Annotated in this window: 15 protein-coding genes; 8 read left to right on the top strand and 7 right to left on the bottom strand. The window is 67.0% G+C overall.

The window, feature by feature from the left end:
- The first annotated feature begins 116 nt into the window (after positions 1-116).
- On the top strand, positions 117-1,106 hold the full coding sequence (gene moaA, locus ACFV57_RS41935; RefSeq protein ID WP_385244326.1) for a GTP 3',8-cyclase MoaA: 990 nt from the start codon (positions 117-119) through the stop codon (positions 1,104-1,106).
- 219 nt (positions 1,107-1,325) lie between these two features.
- On the opposite strand, the gene ACFV57_RS41940 is transcribed toward moaA, so the two are convergent.
- Together ACFV57_RS41940 and ACFV57_RS41945 are read right to left on the bottom strand one after the other, a co-directional pair.
- The gene (locus ACFV57_RS41940) at positions 1,326-1,607 is read right to left on the bottom strand and encodes a hypothetical protein (RefSeq protein ID WP_385244361.1); all 282 of its coding nucleotides are present in this window, start codon (positions 1,605-1,607) and stop codon (positions 1,326-1,328) included.
- Between the two features lie 271 nt (positions 1,608-1,878).
- Positions 1,879-2,253 carry a DUF3099 domain-containing protein gene (locus ACFV57_RS41945; protein WP_385244329.1) on the bottom strand — a complete coding sequence of 125 codons (375 nt, stop codon included), beginning with the start codon at positions 2,251-2,253 and terminating at the stop codon, positions 1,879-1,881.
- 218 nt (positions 2,254-2,471) lie between these two features.
- Here ACFV57_RS41945 and ACFV57_RS41950 point away from each other — a divergent pair, with 218 nt between their 5' ends.
- Positions 2,472-2,750: a GlsB/YeaQ/YmgE family stress response membrane protein gene (locus ACFV57_RS41950; protein ID WP_073759948.1), complete on the top strand. Its 279-nt coding sequence runs from the start codon at positions 2,472-2,474 to the stop codon at positions 2,748-2,750.
- A gap of 145 nt (positions 2,751-2,895) precedes the next feature.
- Here the strand turns inward: ACFV57_RS41950 and tyrS are convergent, their stop codons facing one another.
- Together tyrS and ACFV57_RS41960 are read right to left on the bottom strand one after the other, a co-directional pair.
- Complete coding sequence (gene tyrS / locus ACFV57_RS41955) at positions 2,896-4,302, bottom strand: tyrosine--tRNA ligase (protein ID WP_385244333.1); 1,407 nt, start codon at positions 4,300-4,302, stop codon at positions 2,896-2,898.
- A 120-nt stretch (positions 4,303-4,422) separates the two neighbouring features.
- The gene (locus ACFV57_RS41960; RefSeq protein ID WP_385244336.1) at positions 4,423-5,823 is read right to left on the bottom strand and encodes a metallopeptidase TldD-related protein; all 1,401 of its coding nucleotides are present in this window, start codon (positions 5,821-5,823) and stop codon (positions 4,423-4,425) included.
- Between the two features lie 750 nt (positions 5,824-6,573).
- Here ACFV57_RS41960 and ACFV57_RS41965 point away from each other — a divergent pair.
- From ACFV57_RS41965 to ACFV57_RS41975, 3 genes are read left to right on the top strand one after another with little or no spacing between them, the layout of a single operon-like run.
- Complete coding sequence (locus tag ACFV57_RS41965; RefSeq protein WP_385244339.1) at positions 6,574-6,897, top strand: WXG100 family type VII secretion target; 324 nt, start codon at positions 6,574-6,576, stop codon at positions 6,895-6,897.
- A complete protein-coding gene (locus tag ACFV57_RS41970; protein ID WP_385244341.1) occupies positions 6,894-8,123 on the top strand; it encodes a WXG100 family type VII secretion target in 1,230 nt (409 codons plus the stop codon). Before ACFV57_RS41965 ends, ACFV57_RS41970 begins: the two co-directional genes overlap by 4 nt.
- Before the next feature lie 2 nt (positions 8,124-8,125).
- Positions 8,126-8,359 carry a hypothetical protein gene (locus tag ACFV57_RS41975; protein WP_385244344.1) on the top strand — a complete coding sequence of 78 codons (234 nt, stop codon included), beginning with the start codon at positions 8,126-8,128 and terminating at the stop codon, positions 8,357-8,359.
- A 173-nt stretch (positions 8,360-8,532) separates the two neighbouring features.
- Here the strand turns inward: ACFV57_RS41975 and ACFV57_RS41980 are convergent, their stop codons facing one another.
- Together ACFV57_RS41980 and ACFV57_RS41985 are read right to left on the bottom strand one after the other, a co-directional pair.
- Entirely contained in the window at positions 8,533-9,246 is a 714-nt protein-coding gene (locus ACFV57_RS41980; protein WP_385244346.1) for a creatininase family protein, read from the bottom strand.
- A gap of 213 nt (positions 9,247-9,459) precedes the next feature.
- Positions 9,460-10,572 carry a hypothetical protein gene (locus ACFV57_RS41985; RefSeq protein WP_385244349.1) on the bottom strand — a complete coding sequence of 371 codons (1,113 nt, stop codon included), beginning with the start codon at positions 10,570-10,572 and terminating at the stop codon, positions 9,460-9,462.
- Between ACFV57_RS41985 and ACFV57_RS41990 the strand changes: the two genes are divergently transcribed.
- From ACFV57_RS41990 to ACFV57_RS42000, 3 genes are all read left to right on the top strand, one after another.
- Positions 10,571-11,107: an ATP-binding protein gene (locus ACFV57_RS41990; protein WP_385244352.1), complete on the top strand. Its 537-nt coding sequence runs from the start codon at positions 10,571-10,573 to the stop codon at positions 11,105-11,107. The two genes, ACFV57_RS41985 and ACFV57_RS41990, sit on opposite strands and share 2 nt — an antisense overlap.
- Before the next feature lie 210 nt (positions 11,108-11,317).
- Positions 11,318-11,554 (top strand): hypothetical protein, encoded by a 237-nt coding sequence (locus tag ACFV57_RS41995; protein WP_385244355.1) that lies wholly within the window; start codon positions 11,318-11,320, stop codon positions 11,552-11,554.
- Positions 11,555-12,680: 1,126 nt separating this feature from the next.
- The gene (locus tag ACFV57_RS42000; RefSeq protein WP_385244364.1) at positions 12,681-13,079 is read left to right on the top strand and encodes a hypothetical protein; all 399 of its coding nucleotides are present in this window, start codon (positions 12,681-12,683) and stop codon (positions 13,077-13,079) included.
- A 111-nt stretch (positions 13,080-13,190) separates the two neighbouring features.
- Here the strand turns inward: ACFV57_RS42000 and ACFV57_RS42005 are convergent, their stop codons facing one another.
- Positions 13,191-13,706, bottom strand: a complete 516-nt coding sequence (locus ACFV57_RS42005) for a hypothetical protein (RefSeq protein WP_385244358.1) — start codon at positions 13,704-13,706, stop codon at positions 13,191-13,193.
- Positions 13,707-14,019: the final 313 nt, after the last annotated feature.

Here is a 14,019-nt window from a genome sequence, read left to right on the forward strand (position 1 = left end):
GTCGTAGATCTCTACGACGCCGGCCCGCCCGCCTCGTGATGTATGACCCGTGCTCGTTGTCAGACCCATCGCGTAGGCTCGAAAGCGAACTGATCGGACTCGGGCAGGGGGCAGCAGTGCTCATCGACACTTACGGTCGCGTGGCCACCGACCTGCGCGTTTCGCTGACCGACCGGTGCAATCTGCGCTGCACGTACTGCATGCCGGAGGAGGGCCTGCAATGGCTCGCCAAACCGGACCTGCTCACCGACGACGAGATCGTCCGCCTCGTCCGCATAGCGGTCACCGACCTCGGCATCGAGGAGGTCCGCTTCACGGGCGGCGAGCCGCTGCTGCGCCCCGGCCTGGTCGGCATCGTCGAGCGCGTGGCCGCCCTGGAAAACCGCCCGCAGATGTCCCTGACCACCAACGGCATCGGCCTGGAGCGCACCGCCACCGCCCTGCGCGCCGCCGGCCTGGACCGGGTCAACGTCTCGCTCGACACGCTGCGCCCCGACGTCTTCCGCGCCCTGACCCGCCGCAAGCGCCACGAGGACGTGCTGCGCGGCCTGGAGGCGGCCCGCGCCGCCGGCCTCACCCCGGTCAAGGTCAACAGCGTCCTGATGCCCGGGCTGAACGAGGACGAGGCCCCCGACCTGCTGGCCTGGGCCATCGCCCATGACTACGAGCTGCGCTTCATCGAGCAGATGCCGCTCGACGCCCAGCACGGCTGGAAGCGCGAGGGCATGATCACCGCCGGTGACATCCTCGCCTCGCTGCGCACCCGCTTCACGCTGACCCCCGAGGGCCAGGACGAGCGCGGCTCCGCGCCCGCCGAGCGCTGGACCGTGGACGGCGGCCCGCACCGCGTCGGCGTCATCGCCTCCGTCACCCGCCCCTTCTGCCGCGCCTGCGACCGTACGCGCCTGACCGCCGACGGCCAGATCCGTACGTGCCTGTTCGCCACCGAGGAGACGGACTTGCGCGCCGCGCTGCGCTCCGACGCCCCGGACGCGGAGATAGCCCGCATCTGGAAGCAGGCCATGTGGGGCAAGAAGGCCGGGTCGGGTCTGGACGACCCGTCGTTCCTCCAGCCCGAGCGCCCGATGTCGGCGATCGGCGGCTAGGCCGCGTCTGCCGGACCTGCCGGACCTGCCGGACCTGCCGGACCTGCCGGACCCGGGACGATCCCCTCCCGGGATGATCCGGTCCCGGACCAGCCGGGCCCGGGGCGATCCGAACGGCACGCTCTAGACACGGGCCTACCCGTGACGAGGCGGGGCAGGGACCGGCCGTCTCCGCCAGAGGCCGGACCAATGGCGGCGGGTCGGCCGCCGGCCGGGCGGTCAGTCGTCGGCCGGGCGGTCCGCCGCGGCCTTCTCCCACTCCGCCAGCGTCACGACATCCTTCAGAAAGCCGCGCAAGTTAAGGAAGTTGGAGAGGTGCTCGCGGTGCTCGTCGCACGCGAGCCAGGTCTTGCGGCGCTCCGGCGTGTGCAGCTTCGGGTTGTTCCACGCCAGCACCCACACCGCGTCGGCGCGGCAGCCCTTGGCCGAACAGACCGGTGTGTCCGCGGCGGCGCCCGGCGTCCCGCCGAGCTGGCCGAGCGGGCCTGGGAAGCCCGGCAGGCCGTTGACGTGCGGCGATGCGAAGTTGCCGGAGGAATCGGGGGTGTCGGGCCGGGGGGCGTCAGGGGAGTTCACGGCCTCAACCCTACGTCGCCACGGGTGCGGACATGGCGACGCCGGGCAGCCACGGGGGGAGCCGCCCGGCGTCGGTCCGTCGCTCCGACGGGGGATGCGGAGCGCGTACGCAGTATGTCACGCGGGAGTGGGCCCGGTGCACCGGAACCGCATGATTGATCTGAGCTTTTCTTGAGCTTTGCAGATCACGGGCGGCTCAACTCCGCTCCCGCCGCGGCCCGTCCGCATCCGGCCCGGCCGCTTCCGGGACGGGTTCCGCCGGGTCGGCGGTGCTCCCGGGGCCCAGCATCGGCCGTGTGGGAGCAGGTATGAAGGTGGACGGCAGTGAACGTACGTTCTCCCGACCCGCGTTGGCGACGACGACCGCCACGTACGGCAGGACGATGCCCAGCACCAGGGTGGCGATGGCCACGTGACGCTCGATGTTCCAGAGCACGGCCGTGAGGATGACGGCCACCGTCCGCACCGACATCGAGATCACATAGCGCCGCTGCCGGCCCCGCACATCCTCGGTCAGCCCCTGCCGTGCTCCCGTGATCCGGAAGGATTGGGTGCCGGTCTGCTTCCGCATCACGTTCCACCACCTGCTTGTCGCGCCGGATTCTCCCCGGTTCCGCACCGATCCCACGTTACGCCGCACCTGCGCAGCCTTCGAGACCGGGGCGCGATACGCCGTGGCCGGGTCCGTACCGCCGTCCCGCGTACGGTCCGCTCCGGCGTGCGGCGTAGCCCGTCCGGAGCGAAACTGACGGGGCACGCTCACGTGCGCGCGCCGCATTAGGAGGCGACATGACTTGGTTGTGGGCAATCATCGTGGGCCTGGTCCTGGGCCTGATCGCCAAGGCGATCATTCCGGGCAAGCAGCAGATCCCCCTGTGGCTGACCGTGGTCTTCGGCATGCTGGGCAGCGTCCTGGGGAACTGGCTGGCCACCGGAATCGGGGTCAACGACACCAAGGGCATCGACTGGACGCGGCACCTGCTGCAACTGGTCGGCGCGGTCGTGGTCGTCGCGGTCGGCGACCGGCTCTGGACGGCCATCCGCGGCCACGGGCGGGAAACGACCTGACGGGCCCCGGACGCGAAACGGCCGGTGCGCGAGGAACGCGCACCGGCCGTCGCCGTGCCGGGAGCGGAGCCGGGCGGAGCGTCCGGACGCGGCCCCCGCCCCGTATGCCGGCGGGCTCCCGTATGGCCGGCGGATCCCGTATTGCCTAGCGGCCTTCGAGCTGTGCCAGCTTGCGGCCGGCCTTGAGGTAGGCGGCGGTGTCGGGAGTCGCGGCCAGCTTCTCGCCCAGCACCTCGGCCAGCGGCCGGATCACGTCGGCCTCGGCGAGCACCAGCGTCTGCTGGCCCTCGGGAGCCTCCACGACCAGGCGCAGCGCGTTCTGCTTGGCCAGCCGCCGGGCCGCCGAGGCGCTCGGCGTGAACTCCAGGACCTTGGTCAGCACCGTGGCAACCGTCTCCGCGCCGTGCTCGGCGACGTCCACCACCGGCAGCGTGCTCACGTCGGCGAAGGACTTCTTGGAGAACTGCGCCACGAACCCGGCACGCGCGGCCATCGCCGCCTCCAGGCCGTACAGCGCCGTCACGACCTCGCCCGCCAGGACCTTCTTCAGATCCATCGGGTGCAGGCTCTTGTCCGCGACGCGGGCCAGCGCGAGCGCGACCTCCACGTCGGTCCACTCCGTCCACGCCTTCAGGTACGGCTCCATCAGCCGGTCCGGGACCGACATGATCTTGCCGAAGACGTCGTCGGCGGGCGCGCTCAGCCCGACGTAGTTGCCCTTGGACTTCGACATCTTGGCGCCGGTGCCGTCCGTGCCCTCGATCAGCGGCATCGTGACGACCAGCTGCGGCCGCTGCCCGCGCAGCTCCATGAGCTTGCGGCCCATCTGGAGGTTGAGCAGCTGGTCGGCGCCGCCCAGCTCCACGTCGCACTCCAGCGCCACCGAGTCCAGGCCCTGCGCGATGGGGTACAGCAGCTCCGTCATGGTCAGGCCGGAGCCCGCGGCGAGGCGGTTCCTGAAGTCCTCGCGCTGGAGCAGCTGCGAGACCGGCACCTGCGCGAGCAGGCCCAGCAGCTCGGGGAAGGTGTACGGCGCCAGCCACTCGCTGTTCTGCCGGAAGCTGACCTTGTCGAAGTCGAAGAACGGCCGGACCTGCTCGCGGTAGCTGGCCAGGTTGGCGGCGATGTCCTCGTCGGTCAGCGGCGGACGCTCGGCGGTACGGCCGGACGGGTCGCCGATCTTGGCGGTGAAGTCGCCGATGATCAGCGTCACGTCGTGCCCGAGCCGCTGGAACCGGCTCAGGATGATCAGCGGTACGGCGTGCCCGAGGTGGACGTCGGTGGCCGTCGGGTCGATGCCCAGCTTGATGTGCAGGCCCTGGCCCGCCGCCCGGCGCTCCTCGATCCGCCCGGCCAGCTGGTCCACGCCCGGCAGCACCTCGACGGTACGGGAGGCGATCAGCTCGGCCTGCTCCTTGGCGGGCAGGTCCGTCAGGTCGAGATAGCGCCGCTCGCCCGTCTCCTTGAGCAGCTCCGCGACGGTGGAGTCGGCGGAAAGGTCTGCGGAGAGCAGCGAGCTGGCGCGGGCGACGGATTCGCCGAGGCGTGTCATGGCGTTCCTGATCGGTCGGTGTTCCCGTACGGGAGGACGAAGGGAGAGTCTATTAGAGCCGGTGACCGGGGCCGGGCGGGCGCCCGCCCGGCCTGCCCCTCTCCGCCCCCGCGCCCCTCCTCACACCCCCGGACTGACCGAACTCATATTGAAGTCCGGAATCCGCAGCGGGGGCATCGCCGCGCGGGTGAAGTAGTCGCTCCACTCCCGCGGCAGCGTCCGCTCCGTACGGCCCGCCTCCACCGCCCGCGCCAGCAGGTCCACCGGCGACTCGTTGAACCGGAAGTTGTTCACCTCGCCGGTCACCTCGCCGTTCTCGACCAGGTAGACGCCGTCCCGGGTCAGCCCGGTGAGCAGCAGCGTCGCCGGGTCCACCTCGCGGATGTACCACAGGCACGTCAGCAGCAGCCCCCGCTCGGTGCCCGCCACCATCTCCTCCAGCGATCGGCTGCCGCCGCCGTCCAGGATCAGGTTGTCGACGCCCGGCGCCACCGGCAGCCCGGTCAGCCCGGCGCTGTGCCGGGTGGTCACCAGCCGCCGCAGCTCCCCGTCGCGTACCCAGTCGGTGGGCTCCAGGGGCAGCCCGTTGTCGAAGACCGACGCGTCGTCGCCGGAGGCATGGGCCAGGACGAACGGCGCGCACTCCAGGCCGGGCGCACCCGGGTCGCTGCGCAGCGTCAGCGGCAGCTCCGTGAGCCGGGTCCCGACGAGGGTGCTGCCGCCGGGCCGGGAGAAGACCGTACGGCCCTCCACGGCGTCCCGGGCCGTGGCGGACCACTGCTGGTACACCAGCAGGTCGGCGACGGCGGTCGGCGGCAGGAGGGTCTCGTACCGCCCGGCCGGCAGCTCGATCCGCCGCGCGGCCCAGCCGAGCCGGGTGGCCAGCTCCGCGTCCAGGGCCAGCGGGTCCGCGTCCCGGAAGTCACGGGTGGACAGCCCCGCCCAGGCGGACCGGGACCGGTCCGGGGACTTGGCGTTCAGCTCCAGCGTCCCGGTGGGCTGATCGTGCCGCAGCCGCAGCCCGGTGGACGAGCCCACATAGGACGACACAACCTCGTGGTACGCAAACCCGTACAGCTCACGGCCACCGTCCCCGGCCCGCTTGAACGACTCGCCCAGCGCGGGCGCGAAGGCGTCGAAGACCGCGGAGGACGTCTCGGCGGGGGCGTCGGTGAAATGCGGCGACGGCGCGGCGCCGGAGACCAGCGGCGCGGCGTCCTCGGCGGGCCCGGCCGCCCGCGCGGCCGCCTCCGCCTCCCGCACCAGCGGCTCCAGGTCGGCGGCGGTCACCGCGGACCGGGTGACCACCCCCGACGCGGTGCCCTGCGCGCCGTCGACGGTGGCGATGACGGTCAGCGCCCGCCCACGGGTGACACCGTTGGTGGTCAGCGCGTTACCCGCCCAGCGCAGGTTGGCACTCGACCGCTCCTCGGCGACGACCACGCAGCCGTCGGCCCGGGACAGCTCCAGCGCCCGCTCGACGATCTCGTGGGGCGCGCTCGCACGCGGCGTACGACTCATCGACCCGCCTCCTGTGCCGTGTTCAGCATGCCGACACCGGTGAACAGCGCCGAGGAACACCCGCGCGAAACCGCCGCAATCCGCCCCGGCTGCGCCCCGCCACAGGTCAAGGCGCCGCCCAGCGTTCCTATCCGATCAGCGTCTGTGCAGGTCGGACGGTGTTTCACGGTCCACCCTCAATCCCTGTTGATACCGGATGAAACCGGACTGTACGGGGTCCGGTGACGGCCTGGTGCCGACTTTCGGCGAAGTGCTGCGGATCTTCCGCAGGGGCTCGCGGAAGAGGACAGCACGGGGCGGCCATCGCCGAGTGATCGTATGCGCCTTGGGGCTCGGTGGTCTCCGGCTGTGAGCTGATCTGAATCACCTCGGGGCCAAGGGAACGGCTGACGATTCCGATGTGACGGGGCGCTGGATCATCTTGCCGTGAACCGGCCCGCAGCCGCCATGGCCCGCGCGGCTCCGCGTGCTCCGACTGCCGGTCTCCGCGACGGTCGCGCCCGCGAGGCGCGGTGGCGCGGTGAGACGGACTGCCCGTCGCAGGGGTCGCTTTCTGGATATGAAGCAGACGGCTTGCGCGATGCCGAGGACTGCGGCTATCCGGCCTGTATCTGACGGAAAATGAACGCGGCTGATTACTTGAACGGCGAACTGTCTTTCGCTGCATCAGCTGCGGGAAGCGCCTGAAGCGTTGTCAGTGCCTCACGATAGGTTGTGGGAACACGCGAAAACACAGTTCCAGGGGGACCTATGGCCGGTGACGGCTTTGACATAGACACGGACCAGCTGAAGTCCGCGGCGCCGCGATTCCACCGGGAAGCCGATGCGCTGACGAGGGCGACGGCAAAGCTGAAGGGCTCGCTGGACGGCCTCGGTTCGCCGTGGGGGGACGACGAACAGGGGCAGAAGTTCCAGCACATGTACGCCCCGCATCGCGAGCAAATAGAAAAGGCCGCCCAAGCCTTGGTCAAGGGATTGGAAAGCATCTCCAAGACCATGAAGGACATGGCGGACAACCACGAGGAGGCCGACCGCTCGTCCTCCTCCGGGTTCCGGGGCGGGGGCGGGCGGTGAGCGCGGCCGACAAGGCGAAGGAGATCGTCCAGGACCTGACCGGCATGTGGTGGCCGGAAGGGGACGAGGACGAACTACGGGAGGCCGCCCGCGCCTGGCGGACCTTCGCCGACGACGTGGAGGACGTCACCGCCGCCGCCCACAAACCTGCCCAGGATGTCATCGACAACAACAAGGGCCCGGGCATCGAGGCGTTCGGCGAGTTCTGGCGCAAGTATCACGGCGGCGGCAAGGGCTACCTCGACGATGTGGCGTCCGCCGCGCGGGACATGGCCAAGGCGCTGGACAAGTTCGCCGACCAGATCGCCGAGGCCAAGCGGAAGATCGAGCATGAGCTGGAGATCGCCGGGGCGGTGCTGGTGGCCGGGACGGCGCTGGCCCTGTTCACCGGCGGCATCAGCGAGGTCGCGGCGGTCGGCGCCACCGAGGCGATCGTCGCCGCGGCCGGCACGGCAGGCGTCGCCGTCTCCGCCACGGTCGCCGAGATCGCCGGCACCGTGCTGGCCACCGCCGCCATCGGCAGTGTCGAGGCGATCACCGTGGACGTGGTCGTTGCGCAGGGCGGGCGGAACCTGCTCGGTGAGCAGCACGGCATCAATGTCGCCGAAATCAGGGACGCCGGCGTCTTCGGCCTCGTCCTGGGCGGCGCCTTCGGGGGCGCGGCTCGGGGCGTGAGGGCGGTGCGGGAGGCTCGTCTTCCCGACGTTTCGGCAGCCGAACTCCGTCTGGCGTCCCAGGATGAATGGATCACTGGTGCTCGACGACGCCCGCGCGACTTGTTGGATGTCGATCAGCAATCCAAGTGGGCAGATGACGCCTACGAAAACTTCAGGCAGGATTCTCGCGATATCGGAGCGATCAGCAAACATAGCCGAGACGTGACGCGCGGGGATGGGTCCAAAGGATTTTCCGAAGAGGAAATTTCCAGCATCAAGAAGCACGTTTTCGATACTGAGCATCCCATCGAGGACTACGAAACCGGTCAAGTCGTCACTCGAAAATTTGACGCCGACCCCGAAATCGCAGATGCTTGGATCCGCCTGCGGTCCGGCAACGCTCTACCTGAAGATCACATCTTGCTGGAACACGAACTGGCAGAACTCAAGCACCTCCGCGAAAACCCTGGACTGACCTACCAAGAGGCGCACAGGATGACAAACGAATTGTACAACTGGGAGATTAATCTTCCGGTGAACAAGCGCCAAGACTTCGAAAGCGAGTGGTAGTAGTGGCTTCGCTGGTCTACTTCAAAAAGCTCTCCGAGGACTCCGATTCCGTTGTCTACTCGTTCGGTGGTGACCCCTCCCAAATGGTTCGACAGTTGACGATGGACCGGAACACGCATCGGCCGCAGCCGGACGAGGAGGGCGTCGATTACCTGTTCCTCAAGGCGTCGTACAAGATCGCTGCGATGTATAACGAACGGAATGAATGGCCTGAACGCGGAATGAGTGCCAGTTGACCCGTTGGCCTCCGTCCGATCGCGCAATCTGTCCCATCCGAGCCAGATGGAAGGATTCGTGCGCGCGTGGGAGCCGTCAGCATTCGTGCTGGTGACTCCGTACCGTTGATGCCGACCCTTTCTCAGACTGCGAGCAGGTGGATCATCGCGGCCTGATGCTTCGTACTGGCAATTTATTCGTCAGCCAGAACGGAAAGGTGAGCACGAGCGGACTGGGAAAGGCTGTCCAACAGGGCCTTCCCCTTGGCTGCTGTTGCAAGAGACGGCTGACCGATGATGCCGTTGGTGGTGTACCGCGTCATGCCCAGGGTGAGCAGATGGGGACGGCTGAGGGCCGAATGGTCGTCCTGCTCGATTCCTTCATGAACGAGGTACGGAGCGCCGTGCAGGAGCAGGGAGACTTCGAACTCTCCACCGTGCATGTCGCCGGGACCGCTGCTCTCCAAGCCGGCTTCCCGGCGTGCACGAGCCCGGTCCTCGCTGACAGGGAAGAGAGCTACCCGGGGACCGCCCACATTGGCCTCCTGGACGACATTCGACAGCACATAGTTGCCACCATGGCCGTTGACGATCAGCAGCCCCGGGACACCGGAGGCCTTCAACGACCGCCAGATGTCGTTGACGACGGCGTACAAGGTCGCGGCGCTGATGCTCACGGTGCCTGCCATGCCTGCGTGCTCGTGGGAGCAGGACATGGTGATGGGCGGCAGGAGGAAGAGGCCGTAATCGTCGGCGATCCGCTTGGCGATCATGCACGCGATGGCGGTGTCCGTGGTCAGGGGCAGGTGGGCGCCGTGCTGCTCAAAGCTCCCCACGGGCAGTACGGCGACGGTCGGCCCCTTGCGGCGCTCGTCCTCGGACGTGGCCTGGGTGATCAGATCGTCCATGCGCTTAGCATCTCCTATGCTTTCCGGCTGGACTAGGTCGCAAGCCGGTCGCGAACGATCTGAAGATGCTCAGTGAACGACGCGATGGCAGGAACCTTTTGACGTGGGACGACGGCACGGGCCACGGCCGTCAGCTCCGCAAGGGTCCGGACCGAACCGGTCTGAGCAACGATGGCCAGAGCCTTGCCGGCGGCCTCCGCACACGGTTCCGGCTCACCGGCCTTGGCGTAGGCGCGGGCGAGCCGTGCGAGGTAGACGCTGCGGTCGTTCCGGAAGACCTGGGGGAGGGCTGCGATCTCCTCCTCGAAGAGCCGAATGGCGCGCGAGGGATCGCCGAGATCGATCCAACAATTGGCGCGCTGGATCTCCACGTACGTCGGGGTGCAGTAGGACGTGTCGAGGATGGCCGTGGGCCTCGCATGTCCGTGACGCCAGTTCGTGTGCCTCGTCGAACTTGGTCAATGCGACCTGTGGGGCGCCTTGGAGCGCATGGCCGGCCGCTTCTTGCAGCGCCGCGAGCGCGGAAAGCTGAGGAGTTCTGCTCGGCACGTGCTGCGCCGCCTGGGCCAGCCCTACGGCCCGCGCCGGGCTTCCTTGCGCGGCGGCCTGGTGGCTCTTGCGGAACAGCAGGTACGACTGCATGTGATGGTCGGTGGCCTCCTGCGCCCACTCCATCGAACGGTCCGACCAATACGCCGCTGCCGTGAAGTCACCCAGATCTTGGTACAACCACCCGAGGAATTCAGCGGTCTGGCTGCCCACATGCAAAAGCCTGCGCCGCACTGGACCGTTAGTCGTCTCCAGAAGGCGGGCGATCGACTTCACATCATGATTAACCGTGGCCAGTGATTGTCTCGCCCCGAAGTAATTCGCACTCTTGTAGCGCTGGAGTAGTTGGCTCTCGATGAGAGCAACGGTGAATTCCGGATCGGCCAGCTCCTCGCCGGACATCACAACCCATAGGTCACCAGTCGGCTTGAGGCTCACGCCTGGGTCAGGCGGCGTCACCAGCACGGCATCCACCGGTCCATCCCTGCTGTCCTCCCAGCCACGTCGCACGAGGCCGAGCATGTGTCCGGGGATGCGGAGCCCGTCGGCCACACGCTCGACAACGGCCATGTCCTTGATGATCCGTTGCCCTTGGATGACCTCGCCGACCCGGCTCGGTGTCAGGTCGCAGCGGCGCGCGATGAGAGCGGGGTAGAGACCTGCCCGCTTCATGATCTTGAAGATGCGCGAGAAGTCACGTTCGTAGCACGCTTTGATCATTTCGGCGTCGTTCAAGATACGCGCGGGGAGATCTTGCGGCGGTTCGAACTTGGGCATGAGCGACGCTCTGATGGACTCAGCCTGGATCGCTGTGATGCTTCCTCCGCGATGTTACCCACCGCGGGTAATCACGCTGATGTCGATTCCGGAACAACTGGCCACGACCCTACTGCGTATGAAGTCCGATGCGACGCTGAGCAAGGGGGATTCGGCAGTCAGCCGATGGCCCCACAACACTCGCAGCGTCGGCCTGGCTCGCGCCGAGTTGAGTGACCTGTTGATCAAATGGGATCTGAGCACGGTGGTCGACGAGGCCCTGGTGGTGCTCTCCGAGTTGGTCACCAATGCGGTGAAGCATGGGCGCGCGACTGCCGAGCGCGAGATCGAAACGCGGTACTCCCGCGTAGCGGATGGCGTCCGGATCGAGGTGCGCGACTGGGCGGAGGAACGCCCGGTGGTCCGCGTACCGAGCGATACGGGCGGTTGGGGCCTGTGCCTAGTCGGCGAACTGTCCGCCCGCTGGGGCGTTGACGAACGCGCCGGGGCCGGGAAGTCCGTGTGGGCCGTGGTGACGGCTCCTGAGGAAAGCTGAGCGTGATGGATGACCGCATGATGGCCTCTCGGGTACGGGGGGGGGAGACCAAGTACGGCTGCGGGGACGGTTACAGGAGGCGAAGTCGGTCCGCCCCGACCAGGCGTCGTTCAGGCGCCCAACGGTGGTTCTGGTCTTCAAGGGACACCCCTCGGAGCGCTTCACCGCCGATCCCTGGCTCTGGGGACTCGACCGGGAGAGGTCGCGCTGATGGTGGTCAAGGCGATCTACCGGTTCGTCGGCTGGGTGTTGCAGCTCGACACGTCGGGCAGTCCGCCGATCTTCGAAATGAAGTGCATGAAGTGCGACGCGGCCTCGGGGACGTTCGAGGACCCGGCGCCGGCACAAAACTGGGCGCTGAAGCACGCTGGCCGTGAGGGCCACACCCTATTCCAGGCCGTGAACCTCTCGTACTTCCGAGCGACGGCGGTAGAGGAGGCCCGGTGATGCACCGTGGATGGAGAAACACGTGCCAGGGGCTCCAATGGGCTGCGGGAATGGCTGACGAAGCAGCCCTCCGAGTACAAGAGCAGTGGTGGCGACACGTGACCGACCGAAGGTTGTTTCGCCTCTTCGACCGCTGGCGCGCCCGGCTGACCGCGGGGAGCTCACGCGGTTGCCGGCGCTGCGAGCCGCAATGTCTGACCCCAGGGACGGCCCCAGTCAGGAAGGAGCGGGGGTGACCTCTGTCGTAACCCTGATCGGGGGCGTTGGCCGAGCCCGGTCAGTGCCCCTTCCCGAACTCCCTTGGTGACCCAAGCTGTACGACTTTCGACTCCGTCCGCTCCGCAGAGGCGTGGAGGCGTACGGTCGTGCCACCGGGGGCGGCGGTCTGGTTTGTCGCTTTGCTTCAGAGCAGAACCGTGATCGACAACCCAAGGTGCAAAACCGGACCACCCCTCGCCTGGACAGCTTCCGGGGCCCGAGTCAGACGGTCGACCAGGGCCAGTGGCGCATCATGGTGGCGCTTGAGGGCTTCCTGAGTTTCACCCGGCCCGAACCTTGACGACAAATGCAGCCGCGTACGGCCCAAATGGCGCGATGAGGATGACCACGGCAGGTCTTCGTGGCCACCTAACCTGAGCTGCCCTCGCTCTGCCGATGCTTCACTCCTACCGCGCCCTGTCCGCCGGAACAGTGTCTATGGGCCTCCTGCACCAGCAGCGCTGTTTGAGAACGCACCAGGACCATCGGAGGAACGGTGGTGGTACACCGGCACCTACGGCTGACTGTAGCGGGCCGTCGTGGAGCTCGCGTCGTATGCGGAGGATCTCGTCCTTCACCGCTGCGGGTGTGCAGTGAGACTGGGGACGGGGCTTGATGAAGCGGAGTCCTTGCCGTCGGCGCGGGGGAGCCTCGCGGCCTGTAGCTCTATGCGGATCGGTCGCGAACAGTCGTACCGGCTGGCTCAAGTACCCCAAACAGGCAAGACAGTACGTTGGCGGTTCCTGCGGTTGCGGTACTCCGCTGTTGTACTGCAGCAGAAAGGAAGGGCGAGTCGGGCAAGGACCTGGGGGAACGCATGCAATGGTCGACGCTTACAGCGACAGCTGTGGGAGCAGTGCTTGGTGTGATGGCCACGCTGGTTGCTGACCATGTTCGGTGGCGACATGACCAGTCGGAGCGGGATCGTGACACGCTGCGCACTGCATTCGCGGAGTACCTCACGGCCCTTTCGAGAGCCAGGGACGCAATCGCTCGACTGGAGCCTTCCCCTGAACGTGTAGGCAAAGGTCACGTCGAGATCGGTGAGCACGGCGTGTACGCCGCACAGCAGCAACTTGAACTGATGGCCCAGCAACCGCTCCTCGGAAAAGCTCGTCAGGCCAACCTCAGTATGCTCGACTTCCATGATGTGGTGGTTTCCGGTCACGCTTCGGACGCAGCGGAGTACGTCCATGCCTGGAGAGCTGCCCATCAGGCCCGCGTGGCATTGATCGAAGAGATGAGGGCGGCTCTGCGGCGAACCTAAGCGGCAAGGCGCAAGCGCCAGGTCCGGTCACTTCTTTGGCCCGAAGTGACTTGGACAGGTACTGGACCTCGGTTATGCGCATCTCACCTGCTGCACTGGCCATGTAGGCGTTCACGAATGCCTGGGGCTCCTCTCTGTAGCCTGATTCATAGTGTTAGCGTAAATTTGAGCCACCTTAATTTCCTGGCGATTTTGTGCGATGGTGGCGACCAGCGGCAGGTTAATTACGACCAATGCTCCCCAGATGAGGGTCCATAGACAGAACGCGGGCCAGAATGGTTCGGCGCCCCGGGTGTCGTCGGCAAGCCAAGCCAGACTCACCGTGAGAGTCCACGTCAGAAGCGCTGCTGTGAGAGCCCAGATCCAATAAAAGAGTCGAGTGATGTCCGTGAAGTGATTTCCCAGGTTGCGCTCGATCAGGCTGACCTGCCCGCTGATTGCTTGTAATTCTTGTACTGAGGCTACTGTATCTCTGACGGTCAGCAGTGCAGTAGCTTCTTGAAATGCGGAAGTTAGCGCAGAACTGCGCTCTCTTGTCTTCTGGGTGATTTGATGCAGTTCGACTGCGGCAACGAGCAAGATGACTGGCACCACAGCTGAGAAAGTGGCGGCATAAGTATCCGTCATTTTCATCCCCGTGCCGCCATGATGCCCTCAGTGATCGAAGGTGTCAGTAGGTCCGGCGTGGCTGGGCGATGCAAAAGATTATTCCCTCAAAATCTCTGAGCGCCGCCCGCTCCTGGGGTCGGTAGGGCGGCGGCCAGGGCAGCGGAGACGCCCCGGTACACGCCCAAGAGCTTCCGGCACTTCTTCGTCTCGGAGGCCATCCATGCGGACATTCCGCTGTTACTGACCTTCAAAGCGTGATGTCTCAGGGGCTGACATTTGGTGGTCGCGGCGGTATGCCGTCTGCATGAGGTATGCGCAGGGTGGTGGGCTG

Source organism: Streptomyces sp. NPDC059788 (assembly GCF_042732265.1).
GTDB lineage: Bacteria > Actinomycetota > Actinomycetes > Streptomycetales > Streptomycetaceae > Streptomyces.